Origin of the sequence: Bradyrhizobium lablabi, assembly GCF_018131005.1 — a bacterium.
Taxonomy (GTDB): Bacteria; Pseudomonadota; Alphaproteobacteria; order Rhizobiales; family Xanthobacteraceae; genus Bradyrhizobium; species Bradyrhizobium lablabi_D.
In genome coordinates, this window is the sequence record NZ_JAFCJK010000001.1 from 967,583 (window position 1) to 982,852 (window position 15,270).

The following is a 15,270-nucleotide window of genomic DNA, read 5'->3' on the forward strand; positions in this document are numbered from 1 at the left end:
GCGCCGGGCTAGCCGCCTTCCAGCCGCCGCATCACCTCGTCGAGCTGTTCGAGATTGCGGTAGCTGACCTGGACGGTCCCGCCGGGATCGCGATGGTTGACGGTGACGTTGAGGCCGAGTGCATCGCTGACGCGCTTTTCGAGCGCGATGGTGTCCGGGTCCTTTGCCTTGGCGGCACCGCCGCGGGCTTTTTGCGGCTTGCGTTCCGGAACGCCTTCGTCATGCGCCAACGCCTCGGCCTGCCGGACGTTCAAGCCCTCGGCCACGATGCGCTTTGCGGCGCCGAGCGGATCGGGCACGCCGATCAGCGCACGCGCATGACCGGCGGACAACTCGCCCCTGGAAATCAGCGCCTGCACCTCGGCCGGCAGCTTGGTCAACCGCATCATGTTGGCGACATGGCTGCGGCTCTTTCCGACGATCTTGGCGATGTCCTCCTGGCTGCGTTTGAATTCGTCGGCGAGCGCGTGATAGCCCTGCGCCTCTTCCATCGCGTTCAAATCTTCGCGCTGGACGTTTTCGATGATCATGATCTCGAGTGCGTCGGAATCGCTGACCTCGATCGGCACGATCGGCACTTCGTGGAGGCCGGCGAGCTGCGATGCGCGCCAGCGGCGCTCGCCCGCAATGATCTCGTAGCGGTCCTGCGCACCCTTGATGGCGCGCACCACGATCGGCTGGATCACACCGCGCTGCTTGATGGAATCGGCGAGCTCGGCAAGTTCGGCGTCGGCGAAGTTGCGTCGCGGGTTGCGTGGATTGGCTTTGAGGAATTCGATCGGCACCTTGCGTTGCGTGCGCGGCCGTTCGACATGCGCGGCCTCGCCGCCGACATCCCCGATCAGACTCGCAAGCCCGCGCCCCAGTCGCGAACGCGCTTCGTCGGCCATTGTTGCCAGCTCCCTTGGATTCACTCGCAGTACTCCGGACTTCGAATCTTGAATTGCAGGATGAGCAAGGCGATCCGTGCCCACCAAGCGGCGCAAAAGATGGCGGGCACGGCGAAGAAGCCTTTGCCCACGCTACATTCAATACGTCCGCAACTCGCGCTCGCGCTGAATCACCTCGGTGGCGAGCTTGAGGTAGGCATCGCTGCCGACGCATTTGAGATCGTAGACCAAGACCGGCTTGCCGTACGACGGCGCCTCCGAGATGCGGACGTTGCGCGGGATCATGGTGTTGTAGACCTTTGCTCCCATGAACTGGCGTACGTCGGCGACGACCTGATTGGAAAGGTTGTTGCGCGAGTCGAACATGGTCAGCACGATGCCGTGGATCGACAGGTTCGGATTGAGCGTCGAGCGCACCTGCTCAACCGTCTGCAGCAATTGCGACAGACCTTCGAGCGCGAAGAACTCGCACTGCAGCGGCACCAGGATCGCGTCCGACGCCGCCATCGCATTGACGGTGAGAAGATTGAGCGACGGCGGGCAGTCGATCAGCACGTAGGTGTAGTCGGAGTCCGGCGAGACATTGGTGTTCAACGCGGAGATCGCGTCGCGCAGGCGGAACGCGCGGCCTGGCGTGGCGCCGAGCTCGAGCTCGAGGCCGGACAGATCCATGGTGGAGGCCGCGATGTGCAGCCGCGGTACCGCGGTCGCGACCACCGCATCGCGCAGCGGCGCTTCGCCGATCAATACGTCATAGGTCGAGCAACTACGATTGCGGCGATCGATGCCGAGGCCGGTCGAGGCGTTGCCCTGCGGGTCGAGGTCGACGACCAACACACGCTCGCCAATTGCCGCGAGTGCCGTGCCGAGATTGATCGCTGTGGTTGTCTTGCCGACCCCACCCTTCTGGTTGGCGAGCGACAGAATGCGCGGATGGCCGGTCGGCTGCGGCGTCCTGTCCTCCTGATAAACCTCGTCCATCACAGTCATGCCAAAATACCGTTTGCTGTTGCGGAATCCCCTAGCGCCGCTCGATTGACCCGAGTTCGACGATCCAACCGTGTCCGCCGCTGCGGCTGGCATGAAGTTCTGGTTCAATTTTCCAATATTTAGTGGCCTCGGTCAATTCCGCCTCTACATCTTGACCCTTGAGAAACAGAGCTTTTGCACCCTTTCTCACCCATGGCTCAGCGAAGCCGATCAGTTGATGTAACGGCGCGAGAGCCCGCGCGGTGACGCAATCGATGGGGTCGGTGATTCTGTCCACAATATCCCCGATATCAGCCAAATGCACCGTCCCCGGCGACCTCGTCACACGAATCGCCTCGCGGAGGAAGGCCGCCTTCTTGGCGATTCGCTCCACCAGATGGACCGATGCGCCCGGTGTCTCGGCCAAAGCGCAGGCCAGCACAATCCCGGGAAAGCCGCCGCCGCTGCCGAGATCAACCCAGGACTTCGCCGACGGCGCGTGGTTCAAAAGCTGCAGCGAGTCCGAGATATGACGGGTCCAGAGATTAGGCAGCGTGGAGGGCGCAACGAGATTGGTCTTGGCCTGCCACTCCAACAGAAGTGCGACATAGCGCTCCAGCCGCGCCTCCGTTTCATTTCTAACAGGGGTCAGGGCGAGGGCCGCAGCCTTGTCAGCGGGGGGGATGGGTGAGCCCATGCGTGTAGCCGTCAATCCGATATCACCGATCGGCGTCGATCTGTCCAACGACGCCGGGACACCGGCGCCGTTTCACGTGAAACATCACGCAGACGCCTTTGCTCCCTTCCGCCGAGCCTCGCGCCGCAGATAGGCTGCGAGGATACCAAGCGCGGCCGGAGTCATGCCGTCGATCCGGCTCGCTTGCCCGACTGTCCGTGGCCGCGCCTTCTGCAGCTTGGCGCGCGCCTCGTTTGAAAGACCAGGCACGTCGGCATAGTCGATGTCGGCTAGGATGAGACCTTCGTCACGCCTGAAAGCATCAACGTCAGCGGTCTGGCGCTTCAGATAGACATCGTACTTGGCGTCGATCTCGAGATGCACTGATATCGCCGGGGCGATCGATGACAGCTCCGGCCAGATCGCCTGAACCGCGGCCCACTCGACTTCGGGATAGGCCAAAAGCTCGAAGGCTGTCCTGCGATGGCCGTCGCGGTTGAGCGCAAGGCCGTACTTCGCGGCTTCGTTGGGCGTGATCGACAGCGACTTCGCCAGCGTCCTCGCCGCATCTAGCGCCGCCATCTTGGCACGGTGGCGACCCGAACGGGCCGCGCTGACACATCCGAGCTCAATGCCCCGGTCAGTGAGCCTCTGGTCGGCGTTGTCGGCCCGCAGCGTCAGCCGATATTCGGCGCGTGAGGTGAACATGCGATAGGGCTCGGTGATCCCACGGGTCACCAGGTCGTCGATCATCACACCGAGATAACCATCAGCCCGGTCGAGCACGATCGGATCGGCACCACTGGCGGCCAATGCTGCGTTGAGACCTGCGACAATGCCCTGCCCTGCCGCCTCCTCATATCCCGTGGTCCCATTGATCTGGCCGGCCAGGAAAAGTCCCTGGAGACGTTTGGTCTGCAGGGTCGGATCGAGTTCACGCGGATCAACATGGTCGTATTCGATCGCGTATCCCGGCCGCACCATCTTCACGCGCTCAAGACCGGGAATCGAAGCCAGGATCGCAAGCTGGACCTCCTCCGGGAGCGAGGTCGAGATGCCGTTCGGATAGACCGTCGTGTCGTCGAGCCCTTCCGGTTCAAGGAAGATCTGGTGGCCATCCCGGTCACCGAAACGAACGATCTTATCCTCTATCGAGGGACAATAGCGCGGTCCGGTGCTCTTGATCTGGCCCGAATACATCGGCGAGCGATGGACGTTGGCCCTGATCACCTCATGGGTCGCCGGCGTGGTCCGGGTGATGCCACACTCAATCTGCGGGGTCGTGATGCGTTCGGTCATCACCGAAAACGGCTCCGGCGGCTCATCCCCGGGCTGCATTTCCACCCCGGACCAGTCGATCGTGCTGCCGTCCAGGCGCGGCGGCGTGCCGGTCTTGAGCCGGCCCAACGTAAACCCAGCCCGCTCGAAGGAGGCTGAAAGGCCCATGACAGGCGCCTCCCCGACCCGACCCGCAGGCCAATTCTTCTCGCCGAGATGGATCAAACCCCGCAGAAACGTGCCGGTCGTAATCACGACAGCGCCTGCTGAGAGTTGGCGGCCACCGGCCAAACGAATGCCTGTGACGCGGCCGTCGGTTACCGCGAGTTCGTCGGCCTCGCCTTCAATCACGGCCAAATTGTTGGCCTCTGAGATCGCGGCCTGCATCGCGGCGGCATAGAGCTTCCGGTCGGCCTGGGCACGCGGTCCGCGCACCGCAGGGCCCTTTCGCCGATTGAGCATTCGGAACTGAATGCCGCCGGCATCGGCAACGCGGCCCATAAGACCGTCCAGGGCGTCGACCTCGCGGACCAGATGACCCTTGCCAAGCCCGCCGATCGCGGGATTGCAGGACATCACGCCAACGGTCGAAAAGCGATGGGTCACGAGTGCCGTTTGCGCGCCCATCCGGGCAGCCGCGCTCGCTGCCTCGCAGCCCGCATGGCCGCCGCCGATGACGATGACGTCAAACAAATCTGCCCGAGAATTCATGGCGGACTTCTATCGCGGAGTGATGAAAGCCGGAAGAAATAAGTTGCAAACCTCATTGTCCGGAGCACGGGTGATCCGATCAAGCGGTCACGTGCAGATATGGATTGCTTGCCTCAGCTTGGAACGAAGCAGCTACGTTGTGTTTCACGTGAAACAAGTTGGCGTCGCGCAACTAATGAGCGGTTCGGAACCATGCTCAGAACGAAGTAATATTACTTTCCTACGCAAAACTGGTGGAAGATAGCGTCGAGGATGTCTTCGACATCAACCCGGCCAAGCAGCCGTCCAAGGGACATGACTGCCCTGCGAAGCTCCTCGGCCGTGAGCTCCTCGCCCTGCCCGACCACTTCGATGCCGCGGCGGAGCGAATCGGCTGTGTCCTGCAGCAATTTGCGTTGCCGCGTCCGGCTGATCAAGCCGCCCTCGCCGCTTCCGAAAAAATCATGTGCGAAGCCGACTAAACCGGTGATCAGCTCGGGTATGCCATCGCCGCGGGCAGCCGATATCCAGAACTCTGGCCGCGCACTCTTCTCGGCTGGTCCGATTGATCGTGCGCCAACGAGATCGATCTTATTCCGCACCAGCCAGACCGGCGCGCCCCCTTCCCTCGCGCCGCCCTCTCCTGCGCTGTCCGCCAACCACAGCACGAGATCCGCCTCGGCCGCGCGGGCGCAGGCACGCCGCACGCCCTCCTGCTCGACGGGATCGTCGGTCTCGCGAATGCCGGCGGTGTCGATCACGGTAACGGGATAGCCGTCGAGATCAAGCTGCACCTCGATCACGTCGCGCGTGGTGCCGGCATGCGGGGAAACGATCGCGACCTCGCGCCGGGCGAGTTGATTGATCAACGTCGACTTGCCGACATTAGGCGGGCCGGCGATCGCGACCACGAGACCGTCGCGCAGGCGTTCACCTTGACCCTGCCCTGCAAGGACTTCCTGAATCTCGCCAAGCAGTGCCCTGATCTTTGCCAGGGCCGGCGCAATCAATTCGGCGGGAACGTCCCCTTCGTCGGAAAAATCGATGCCGGCTTCAATCAGCGCCGACGCGGCGATGATCTGCTCACGCCAATCGCGCGCCCGATCGCCGAGCAGACCTTTCAACTGGCGCAACGCCTGGCGACGCTGGCGGTCGGTGTCCGCATGGATGAGATCGTCGAGACCTTCGGCCTCGGTCAAGTCGAGCTTGCCATTCTCGAATGCGCGACGCGTGAATTCGCCGGGCTCGGCCGGACGCACATTGTCGAACGCGGCGAGCGCCCCGAACATCGCCGCAAGCACCGCGCGTCCGCCATGGACATGAAACTCGGCGACGTCCTCACCGGTTGCGCTGGCCGGACCCGGAAACCACAAGGCGACGGCATCGTCGATCGGCTGTTCACCCAAATCGTGCAGCAGAGCGCGGGTCGCCATTCGCGGGACCGGCACCCGGCCTGCAAGCGTTGCGACGACCTGCTCGGCCATTGGCCCAGAGACTCTGACGATGGCAATTGCGCTGGGTGGTCGGCCAGAGGACAAGGCAAAGATGGTTTGGTCGCGCGGATGCATGGCCTATTTGTTCCGCTGCCGTAGCAAAGGCAATGCAGTTCTATTTGGCAGAGGTTCCCCATATCGCAATGCAATATAGCTGAAGCTTAGCCAGGCTTAACCAGCCTTGGGCGCGCGGTAGTCTGTTGCGCAAGTTCGGCCAGAGCAATGTCGAAAAGAGGAAATAGTTATAAATTTCAATAACATAAATAGACGCCAAGATGGCGTAGGATCTCCTTTATGCTGCACTTTGCTGCAGCAAAGACCGCAACATACAAGGGCGCCTCGTTTCCGCGAGGCGCCCCTCCTCTACAGCCCCGAGGCCTTACGTATTCATGGAATCGAAGAACTCGGAGTTGCTCTTCGTGTTCCGCAGCTTGTCGAGCAGGAAGTCGATGGCGTCCATCGTGCCCATCGGATTGAGGATGCGTCGGAGCACATACATCTTCTTCAAGACCTGTGGGTCCGTGATCAGCTCCTCCTTGCGGGTGCCGGATCGCGAAATGTCGATCGCCGGGAAGGTCCGCTTGTCAGACACCTTGCGGTCGAGGATCAGCTCGGAATTGCCGGTGCCCTTGAACTCTTCGAAGATGACTTCGTCCATGCGGCTGCCGGTATCGACCAGTGCGGTCGCGATGATGGTCAGCGAACCGCCCTCCTCGATGTTACGTGCGGCACCGAAGAACCGTTTCGGCCGCTGCAGCGCATTAGCGTCGACACCGCCGGTCAGGACCTTGCCCGATGACGGCACTACGGTGTTGTAGGCGCGGCCAAGGCGCGTGATCGAATCGAGCAGGATCACGACGTCGCGGCCGTGCTCGACGAGCCGCTTGGCCTTCTCGATTACCATCTCGGCCACCTGGACGTGACGGACGGCAGGCTCGTCAAAGGTCGATGACACCACCTCGCCCTTCACCGATCGCTGCATGTCGGTGACTTCCTCCGGACGCTCGTCGATCAAGAGCACGATCAGATAGCATTCGGGATGATTGGCGGTAATCGAGTGCGCGATGTTCTGCATCAGCACCGTCTTGCCGGTGCGCGGCGGGGCCACGATCAGGGCGCGCTGGCCCTTGCCTATCGGTGCGACAATGTCGATCACCCTTGCAGAAAGGTCTTTCTTGGTGGAGTCCTCAAGTTCCATCCGGAATCGCTGATTTGGGAATAGCGGCGTGAGGTTGTCGAAATTGACCTTGTGCTTGGACTTTTCCGGATCTTCGAAATTGAGCGTGTTCACCTTGAGCAGCGCGAAATAGCGTTCGCCTTCTTTCGGACTGCGGATGTGACCCTCGATCGTATCGCCGGTGCGCAAGCCAAATCGCCGGATTTGCGAGGGCGAGACATAGATGTCGTCGGGGCCGGGCAGGTAATTCGCGTCGGGCGACCGAAGGAAACCGAAACCGTCCGACAACACCTCGACAACGCCCTCGCCGACGATGTCGGTTTCGGCCGCCGCAAGCTGCTTGAGGATAGCGAACATCAGCTCCTGCTTGCGCATGGTGCTGGCATTTTCGACCCCGTTCTCTTCCGCAAACGAGACGAGCTCGGCCGGCGTTTTCGATTTGAGGTCCTGGAGTTTGATTTCCCGCATTGGGGTAGTCCTGTGAGGCAGTAAGTAAGGAAGGGATGCGAGGTGGCTTCGGAAAAAGCGGACGCCAAAGGAAGGTCCGCAGGTCTCAGCCAGGAAAGTGCCGTTGGGGCTTCAAACCTGATGCGGCGGCCGGCCCAAAAGGGACCGGAACGCAACCACATCCGCCTGCGTGGGGTGGGATAACCCTTATATAGAAAATCGCTCGCTACTGCGCAAGAAGGACTGAAGCCTGGTTCTTGAGCATCGCGCCGCCTAGAAGGGTTTGATGACTACCAGGATGACGATGACGATCATGAGAACCGCCGGCACCTCGTTGATAATACGATAGAATTTCTGACTTCGCTGATTCCGGTCGGCAGCAAAATCCTTGACGTAGCGGGAAAAAAAGCCGTGGAAAGCAGACAGAATGAGCACCAGCGTAAACTTGGCGTGAAACCAGCCGGACAAATACCAGTGTCCGGCCCAGACAAGGTACAGCCCCGCCAGCCAGGTCACGATCATCGCGGGGTTGATGATCCCCTTCAAGAGCCGGCGTTCCATCACCTTGAAGGTCTCGGACTGCTTCGAGCCGACCTCGGCCTCGCAATGATAGACGAACAGTCGCGGCAGATAGAGCATGCCGGCCATCCAGGAGATGACGGCAATGATGTGCAGCGCCTTGATCCACTCATACATCGCGAAGCCTTTTGGGGAACGGTTCAGACGATCTCGGCGTTGCGAGCAAGACTCGCCAAGCGAGGGACGGATACATATCCGCAAGCTCGCCTTTCCTAAACCTATTAATTTTAGAATCTAGGGTTTGAGTTTGAATGACGGTGGATTGGACTCACGCAACGCGATCCAGCCGTTCCCGAAGGTTTGTTCACATCCCTCAACATTTTCGCGCGCAGGTACGGTCTTCCGGAATACGCAGTTTGACTCAATTGTTTGCGTGGCGCTGTGAGTAGCTTATGAAGAGACAAATCCACACCTACTCACTATCATCGCCTCCATGATGTCGACTTGTCCTTTTGCGGGGTGCTGTGAAGAAAGGGATGAGATATCCCGAAGCCGGGCGGCGGCCTCGGATTCTCCTCCCCGACCTCCACAAGGATTCACAGGATAGACAGGGGTTTTGGTGCCAACGAGCTCGAACTATTTTCATCTGCATCTGGTGTCTGACTCGACCGGCGAGACGCTGATCACGGTGGCGCGCGCGGTCGCCGCGCAATACGCCAACGTGACGGCGGTCGAGCATGTCTATCCCCTGGTGCGCAGCCAGAAGCAGCTCGACCGCGTGCTCGACGAGATCGAGGAATCGCCCGGCATCGTGCTGTTCACGCTGCTTGAGAAAGATCTGGTCGGCCGGCTCGAAGCCAAGTGCAAGGAGATCAACGTTCCGAGCCTGTCGATCATCGGGCCGGTGATGCAGTTGTTCGAGGCCTATCTGGGTGCCGCGACCACGGGTCGCGTTGGCGCACAGCATGTGCTCAACGCGGAATACTTCCGCCGCATCGACGCGCTGAACTACACGATGATGCATGACGACGGTCAGCATGTCGAAGGCCTCGAGGAGGCCGACGTCGTTCTGGTCGGCGTGTCACGCACGTCGAAGACGCCGACCTCGATCTATCTCGCCAACCGCGGCATCCGCACGGCCAATGTTCCATTGGTGCCGGGCATTCCGTTGCCGCACCAGCTCGAGAATCTGAAGAAACCGTTGGTCGTCAGCCTGCACGCGACGCCGGAACGCCTGATCCAGGTCCGGCAGAATCGTCTGCTGAGCATGGGCGACCGCGATAACGACACCTATATCGACAGGCAGGCGGTAGCCGATGAGGTCGCGTTCGCACGGCGGTTGAGCGCAAGATTCAATTGGGCGCTGCTCGACGTGACGCGGCGCTCGATCGAGGAAACGGCGGCGGCTGTGATGAAGCTCTATGCCGACCGGCAGCGGGCGCGGCCGCCGGAATGATCACCTAGCGATGAGCATCTGGCGCGGACAACAGAAGCTGATTCTTGCGTCGCAAAGCCGCGCGCGGAAAATGTTGCTGGAGAATGCCGGCCTCGATTTCGAAGCGCTGCCGGCCGACATCGACGAGCGCGCGGTGCAGGCGAATTCCGGTCTCTCGGCGCCGGGCGAAATTGCCTCGCTGCTGGCGAGTGAAAAGGCGCTGTTTATCTCGACGCAAAAGCCCGGGCAGTATGTCGTGGGCGCCGATCAGACGCTCTCTCTGGGGCGACGGCTGTTCACCAAGCCGGCCCACCGCGCGCAGGCCGCCGAGCAACTGCGATTGCTTGCCGGTGAAGTGCACGAGCTGCACTCGTCTGTTGCAGTTGCGCGCGACGGCAGGATACTGTTCCTGGATATCAGCATCGCGCGCATGTCGATGCGGCGGCTCGATGATGGCGAGATCGAGGCCTATCTTGACCAGGCCGGAGCGGCGGTGATGACCAGCGTCGGCGCCTATCAGCTCGAAGGCCTCGGCGTACACTTGTTCGAGCGGATCGAGGGCGACCATTTCACCATTCTTGGCCTGCCGCTGTTGTCGTTGCTTGCGTTCCTGCGCGGCGCGAATCTGCTGGCGGTGTGAGATGCTCTCGACGGAAAGATGCTGATCCGATGCTGATCGTTGGACTGACCGGCTCGATCGGTATGGGAAAATCCACCACCGCAAAGCTGTTCGCGGAGGCCGGCGTGCCCGTGTATGACGCCGACGCGGCCGTGCATCAATTATATGGGGGCGAGGCGGCGCCCGCGATCGAGGCTGCCTTTCCCGGCACCACCGCCGCCGGCAAGGTCGACCGCGCCAAACTTTCCGCGCGCGTGGTGCACGATCCCGCGGCAATGAAGCAACTGGAAGAGATCGTTCACCCGATGCTCAGCGCGTCACGCCAGAAATTCTTTGCCGATGCGGAATCAGCCGGCGCGCCCGTCGTCGTTGTCGACGTGCCGCTGCTGTTCGAGACCGGCGGTGAGAAGCGCGTCGATGCCGTCGTTGTCGTCACGACCGCGCCGGAGCTGCAGCGCGAGCGTGTGCTGGCGCGCGGCACCATGGACGCGGACAAGCTTGAAGCCATCATTGCGCGACAGATGCCGGATGCCGAGAAACGAAAACGCGCGGATTTCATAGTGGATACCTCGCACGGACTTGATCCGGTGCGGGCGCGCATCCGCGACATCCTCTATGAGGTTGCTAAGATGCCGAAACGGCGCGCCTGATTCGCCGCTTCCTGGTCGCTTCAACACATGCGTGAAATTGTTCTCGATACCGAAACCACAGGCCTCGATCCGCTGCGCGGCGACCGGCTGGTCGAGATCGGCTGCATCGAGATCTTCAACCGCATGCCGACCGGCCAGACCTACCACGTCTACATCAATCCCGAGCGCGACATGCCGGCCGAAGCGTTCGCCGTGCATGGCCTCTCGACCGAATTCCTCGCCAGCAAGCCGCTGTTCAGCGAGGTGGTCGACGAATTCCTGGCCTTCATCGCCGATACGCCGCTGGTGATCCACAATGCGTCGTTCGACGTCAGTTTCATCAATGCCGAGCTCGACCGCATCAAGCGACCGGTGATTGTGAAGGACCGGCTGATCGACACGCTGCTCTTGGCGCGCCGCAAGCATCCGGGCGTGTCGAACCGGCTCGACGATCTCTGCTCACGCTATTCGATCGACAATTCCCGACGCACCAGGCACGGCGCGCTGCTCGATGCCGAACTGCTGGCCGAAGTCTATATCGATCTGATTGGAGCGCGGCAGTCGCAGCTCATTCTGGCGTCGGAGACATCAGACGCACGCGTTGGCAGCCATGGCGATATGCCGCGGCGCCAGCGCGAGGTTCCGTTGGCGTCGCGGGTCAGCGATGCCGACCGTGAGGCGCACCGAGCCTTTGTCGCGACCCTGGGCGACAAGCCGATCTGGAACGAATATCTGCCGCCGGCGCCGGTTGCCCTACCTGCGGCCTGAGTTTTAGCTCGGCTTGACGCCAGAGGCGGCCTGGGCGGCAGCCTGCCGCTCAATATTCTGCCGGTAGAGGCCGACGAAATCGACCGGATCCAGCATCAAGGGCGGGAAACCGCCGTCGCGGACCGCGGTCGCGATGATCTCGCGCGCGAACGGGAACAGCAGCCGAGGGCACTCGATCATGACGAGCGGGTGCAGGTTCTCCTTCGGCACGTTCACGATCCGGAACACGCCCGCGTAGGCGAGATCGAAGCTGAACATCACCTTGCCGGCGCCTTCAGCCTTGCCCTCGACCGACAGAATGACCTCGAACTCGTTTTCCGCGAGATTGTTGGCCGAGACATTGATCTGAATATTGATCGCCGGTTGCTGTTGTTGCGGGCCGAGGGAAGCCGGTGCGTTCGGGTTCTCGAACGACAGATCCTTGGTGTATTGCGCCAGCACGTTGAGCTGGGGAGGGGCTTGTTCGACGGGGCCGCCATTACCGTTGGTCATGAAATGTCTCCTGGAGCGCGGGCGCTCAGGGGACAGGCTGATGTCCGAAGGCGCGCGTAAGGGTGTTGGAAAACCGATGCCGGGCGAGTGGCTATCATAGGCCCGGCTTGGTCCACAAGGACGACGAGGGAACGCCGGCCGGGACCACAGGCGATTCCGCGCAGGACGCAGCAAAGGGCCCACCAATCCCTTAACAGCTTCCTAAATTATTGAACATGCGCCATTTCCGGGCAGGAACGGGTTTCCTCTGGTCTGTAAAACGCGCTACAATTGCCCGTGCCAAAAAGCGCCATTGGCCGGGCATAGTTTCATACTTACATGCTGCTCACTGAATCGGTGATCTAATCTCTGCCGTTCCCGACCGGGAACGTTTCGACGGCCGGCCGGTTGCCGGCAGAGACCAGAAAGCGAATACGACGTGGATATCTACACCATCATCTTCCTGGCGCTGGCCGTGTTCATCTTCTTGCGCCTGCGCAGCGTCCTCGGACAGCGCACCGGAAGCGAGCGGCCTCCCTATGATCGCGCCGCGCCCACCGTCGTGCAGCGCAGTCAGGATAATAATAACGTCGCCCCCATGCCGGGCTCTGTCATTGATCAGCCACCCATGGCGCCGACCGCGGAGCCCGCCCCCGCGTCTGATCGCTGGAAGGGCGTTGCCGAGCCGGGCACGCCGCTGGCGCAGGGCCTCGATGCAGTTTTCGCGCAGGACTCCTCGTTCGATCCGCGGCATTTCCTTTCAGGCGCCCGCAGCGCCTACGAGATGATCGTGCTCGCCTTTGCCAATGGCGACCGCCGCGCACTGAAGGATCTGCTGTCGAGCGAGGTCTATGACAGCTTCGAGGCCGCGATCAAGGATCGCGAAAAGCACGAGCAGAAGACTGAGACGCGGTTCGTGTCGATCGACAAGGCCGAGATCGTCAGCGCGGAAGCACGCGACCGCCAGATCCAGCTCACGGTGCGGTTCGTGTCGCAAATGATCTCTGTCACGCGCGACAAGGCGGGCACGATCGTCGACGGCAATCCGGACAAGGTTGCCGACATTACCGATATCTGGACATTCGCACGCGACTCGACTTCCCGCGATCCGAACTGGAAGCTGGTTGGTACCGGAAGCGCCCACTAAAGATCCTCGCTACGGGCGCCTCGCCGTTGCGTGTCTTGCGCTCGCGCTACTGTGCTCGACCGAAGCGCTAGCCGCCCGCTACAAATTGAGGCGGCACGCCTTGCCCGCGCCTCACACGCGGCAGCTTCCTTATCCGCAGCTGGAACTGCCGTTGCAGGTCACCGGCGGCCAGTATGAACCGCTCACCTGGGCGAGGGTTGCAGGCTGGAGCGACGACGATCATCTCGCCGCCTACAGAACATTCCGCACCAGCTGCAGGCCGATCGTAGCCGAGCAGGGCGTGTCCGCGGACGCAAAAGCGCTCGGAAGCTCGCTGCGAGACCCATGCCGGATCGCCAGGGGACTCGATATCACCGACAATGCCAAGGCGAGGGATTTCTTCGAGCGGAACTTCGTGCCCTTGCGCATCTCGCGGCTTGGCGAAGGCGAGGGGTTTGTCACCGGCTACTACGAGCCGGTGCTGGAGGGCTCGCGGATCCAAACCGACGTCTACAATGTTCCGGTCTACCGCCGTCCGTCCAACCTGTTCGTGCGGGGCGCCAGGCAGAGTTCGACCGGCCTGCCCAACAAGGGCCAGGTTTTCCGCAAGATCGGCCGCCGCAAGCTCGTGCCCTATTACGACCGTGCCGAGATCGAGGACGGCGCGATCGCCGGCCGCGGGCTGGAAATCTGCTGGTTGAAGAACCAGACCGACCTGTTGTTCGCACAAATCCAGGGCTCGGCGCGAATCAGGCTCGATGACGGAACCACGCTGCGTCTCAACTACGATGCCCACAATGGCTATTCCTACACACCGGTCGGCCGCATCCTGATCGACCGCGGCATCATCCCGAAGGAGCAGATGTCGATGCAGAAGATCAGGGAGTGGATGGAGCAGAATCCGGACGGCGCGCAGGAACTGCGGCGGCAGAACCGTTCCTACATCTTCTTCCGCGAGGTGCAGCTCTCCGACAAGGACGAGGCGGTCGGTGCCCAGGGCGTGCCACTGACACCGGGCCGCTCGATCGCGGTCGACAAGGCACTTCATGTCTATGGCACGCCGTTCTTCATCGAGGGCGAGCTGCCGATCGACTCCGAATTGTCGAAGACGCCGTTCCACCGCCTGATGATCGCGCAGGACACTGGTTCGGCGATAACAGGCCCGGCGCGCGCCGATCTCTATTTCGGCGCCGGCGCCGATGCCGGAAAAGTATCGGGCCGGCTGCGGCACACCATGCGGTTCGTCATGCTGGTGCCGAAGAGCCTCGATCCCATGGAGCGGGCCCGCAAGCTGCCGGTGCCTGACGAGCGGCCGTCGGAAAAGATCGCAAAACTGTATCCGCAGAGCGACCCGCATAAGGACAAGCCTGCGCCGACAACGACCCCTGTCGCGCAGGCGGGGACTGTGGCAAAGCCGGTGCCACTGCCGGAGGCCCGGCCCAGCATCACTCCGCCACGCGAGACGCGCCGCCATCGGCGTTACCAGTATTACCGCTACCGATGAAACGTCCCACGTCGATTCCCGATGTGTCCATGCCCTTGAGGCGCAAGCGCGCCCTGAGCGATGAGGAACGCGCGCTGTGGGACAGCGTGGCGAAACACGTAAAACCGTTGCGCAAGAGATCGGCCGCCGCCAAGCCGCATGCGACATCCCATGAGCCCGCGACGCATCACGTCGCGGCAAAGCCCGTACCGGTCAAATCCGAAGCGTTCGCCAAGGCCGCGTCGGCGCCGCAGATGCCACCGCTCGCGCCGATCGGCCGCCGCGATCGCGCAAAACTTTCGCGCGGCCGGCAGGAGATCGACGCCCGGCTCGATCTTCACGGCATGACGCAAACACGCGCGCATCGCGCGCTGTTCGCCTTCCTGCAGCGTGCCCACATTGACGGGTTCACCTTCGTGCTCGTGATCACCGGCAAGGGCAAGGTCGGCGGTTCCGAGCGCGGCGTACTGCGGCGCCAGGTGCCGGAATGGCTGAGCCTGCCGGAGTTCCGTTCGCTGGTGGTCGGCTTCGAGGAAGCGCATATCGGCCATGGCGGCGAGGGTGCGCTGTACGTGCGTGTCCGCCGCGCTCGCGCATAAG

The 15,270-nt window shown here is 62.1% G+C and carries 15 protein-coding genes; 7 read left to right on the forward strand and 8 right to left on the reverse strand.

All coding sequences use genetic code 11. The features are described from left to right. Positions 1-8 precede the first annotated feature (8 nt). The 7 genes from JQ553_RS04495 to hemJ form a co-directional block, all read right to left on the reverse strand. On the reverse strand, positions 9-890 hold the full coding sequence (locus JQ553_RS04495; RefSeq protein WP_212498645.1) for a ParB/RepB/Spo0J family partition protein: 882 nt from the start codon (positions 888-890) through the stop codon (positions 9-11). A 138-nt stretch (positions 891-1,028) separates the two neighbouring features. After that, positions 1,029-1,880, reverse strand: coding sequence for a ParA family protein (locus JQ553_RS04500; protein ID WP_212498646.1), 852 nt, complete (start codon positions 1,878-1,880; stop codon positions 1,029-1,031). Between the two features lie 31 nt (positions 1,881-1,911). After that, entirely contained in the window at positions 1,912-2,556 is a 645-nt protein-coding gene (gene rsmG / locus JQ553_RS04505; RefSeq protein ID WP_212498647.1) for a 16S rRNA (guanine(527)-N(7))-methyltransferase RsmG, read from the reverse strand. 84 nt (positions 2,557-2,640) lie between these two features. Beyond that, positions 2,641-4,524, reverse strand: a complete 1,884-nt coding sequence (gene mnmG, locus JQ553_RS04510) for a tRNA uridine-5-carboxymethylaminomethyl(34) synthesis enzyme MnmG (protein WP_212498648.1) — start codon at positions 4,522-4,524, stop codon at positions 2,641-2,643. 212 nt (positions 4,525-4,736) lie between these two features. Then, positions 4,737-6,071 carry a tRNA uridine-5-carboxymethylaminomethyl(34) synthesis GTPase MnmE gene (gene mnmE / locus JQ553_RS04515; RefSeq protein WP_212498649.1) on the reverse strand — a complete coding sequence of 445 codons (1,335 nt, stop codon included), beginning with the start codon at positions 6,069-6,071 and terminating at the stop codon, positions 4,737-4,739. 304 nt (positions 6,072-6,375) lie between these two features. After that, positions 6,376-7,641: a transcription termination factor Rho gene (rho, locus tag JQ553_RS04520; RefSeq protein ID WP_212498650.1), complete on the reverse strand. Its 1,266-nt coding sequence runs from the start codon at positions 7,639-7,641 to the stop codon at positions 6,376-6,378. Positions 7,642-7,893: 252 nt separating this feature from the next. Further along, on the reverse strand, positions 7,894-8,316 hold the full coding sequence (gene hemJ, locus JQ553_RS04525) for a protoporphyrinogen oxidase HemJ (protein ID WP_212498651.1): 423 nt from the start codon (positions 8,314-8,316) through the stop codon (positions 7,894-7,896). 442 nt (positions 8,317-8,758) lie between these two features. Here hemJ and JQ553_RS04530 point away from each other — a divergent pair, with 442 nt between their 5' ends. Genes JQ553_RS04530 through dnaQ form a run of 4 tightly spaced genes read left to right on the forward strand, consistent with a single transcriptional unit; the run spans position 8,759 to position 11,590 of the window. Next, on the forward strand, positions 8,759-9,595 hold the full coding sequence (locus tag JQ553_RS04530; protein WP_212498652.1) for a pyruvate, water dikinase regulatory protein: 837 nt from the start codon (positions 8,759-8,761) through the stop codon (positions 9,593-9,595). Positions 9,596-9,605: 10 nt separating this feature from the next. Next, positions 9,606-10,214, forward strand: coding sequence for a Maf family protein (locus tag JQ553_RS04535; RefSeq protein ID WP_212498653.1), 609 nt, complete (start codon positions 9,606-9,608; stop codon positions 10,212-10,214). A 29-nt stretch (positions 10,215-10,243) separates the two neighbouring features. Then, complete coding sequence (gene coaE, locus JQ553_RS04540; protein ID WP_212498654.1) at positions 10,244-10,843, forward strand: dephospho-CoA kinase; 600 nt, start codon at positions 10,244-10,246, stop codon at positions 10,841-10,843. Positions 10,844-10,870: 27 nt separating this feature from the next. Beyond that, positions 10,871-11,590, forward strand: coding sequence for a DNA polymerase III subunit epsilon (gene dnaQ / locus JQ553_RS04545; protein WP_212498655.1), 720 nt, complete (start codon positions 10,871-10,873; stop codon positions 11,588-11,590). 3 nt (positions 11,591-11,593) lie between these two features. Here the strand turns inward: dnaQ and secB are convergent, their stop codons facing one another. Then, a complete protein-coding gene (secB, locus tag JQ553_RS04550; RefSeq protein ID WP_212498656.1) occupies positions 11,594-12,082 on the reverse strand; it encodes a protein-export chaperone SecB in 489 nt (162 codons plus the stop codon). A gap of 418 nt (positions 12,083-12,500) precedes the next feature. Between secB and JQ553_RS04555 the strand changes: the two genes are divergently transcribed. The 3 genes from JQ553_RS04555 to JQ553_RS04565 are packed head-to-tail and all read left to right on the forward strand — an operon-like array spanning position 12,501 to position 15,269. After that, entirely contained in the window at positions 12,501-13,208 is a 708-nt protein-coding gene (locus JQ553_RS04555) for a Tim44/TimA family putative adaptor protein (protein ID WP_212498657.1), read from the forward strand. Between the two features lie 49 nt (positions 13,209-13,257). Then, positions 13,258-14,691 (forward strand): murein transglycosylase A, encoded by a 1,434-nt coding sequence (locus tag JQ553_RS04560; RefSeq protein WP_249143981.1) that lies wholly within the window; start codon positions 13,258-13,260, stop codon positions 14,689-14,691. Continuing rightward, on the forward strand, positions 14,688-15,269 hold the full coding sequence (locus JQ553_RS04565; protein WP_212498659.1) for a Smr/MutS family protein: 582 nt from the start codon (positions 14,688-14,690) through the stop codon (positions 15,267-15,269). The genes JQ553_RS04560 and JQ553_RS04565 overlap by 4 nt, the downstream gene beginning before the upstream one ends. Position 15,270 lies beyond the last annotated feature (1 nt).

Bases quoted from the DNA above. Each gene is read 5' to 3' on its own strand.
- JQ553_RS04495 (WP_212498645.1), bottom strand. From the start codon at position 890: ATGGCCGACGAAGCGCGTTCGCGACTGGGGCGCGGGCTTGCGAGTCTG.
- mnmG (WP_212498648.1), bottom strand. From the start codon at position 4,524: ATGAATTCTCGGGCAGATTTGTTTGACGTCATCGTCATCGGCGGCGGC.
- JQ553_RS04535 (WP_212498653.1), top strand. From the start codon at position 9,606: ATGAGCATCTGGCGCGGACAACAGAAGCTGATTCTTGCGTCGCAAAGC.
- mnmE (WP_212498649.1), bottom strand. From the start codon at position 6,071: ATGCATCCGCGCGACCAAACCATCTTTGCCTTGTCCTCTGGCCGACCA.
- hemJ (WP_212498651.1), bottom strand. From the start codon at position 8,316: ATGTATGAGTGGATCAAGGCGCTGCACATCATTGCCGTCATCTCCTGG.
- JQ553_RS04565 (WP_212498659.1), top strand. From the start codon at position 14,688: ATGAAACGTCCCACGTCGATTCCCGATGTGTCCATGCCCTTGAGGCGC.
- rsmG (WP_212498647.1), bottom strand. From the start codon at position 2,556: ATGGGCTCACCCATCCCCCCCGCTGACAAGGCTGCGGCCCTCGCCCTG.
- rho (WP_212498650.1), bottom strand. From the start codon at position 7,641: ATGCGGGAAATCAAACTCCAGGACCTCAAATCGAAAACGCCGGCCGAG.
- JQ553_RS04500 (WP_212498646.1), bottom strand. From the start codon at position 1,880: ATGACTGTGATGGACGAGGTTTATCAGGAGGACAGGACGCCGCAGCCG.
- dnaQ (WP_212498655.1), top strand. From the start codon at position 10,871: ATGCGTGAAATTGTTCTCGATACCGAAACCACAGGCCTCGATCCGCTG.
- secB (WP_212498656.1), bottom strand. From the start codon at position 12,082: ATGACCAACGGTAATGGCGGCCCCGTCGAACAAGCCCCTCCCCAGCTC.
- coaE (WP_212498654.1), top strand. From the start codon at position 10,244: ATGCTGATCGTTGGACTGACCGGCTCGATCGGTATGGGAAAATCCACC.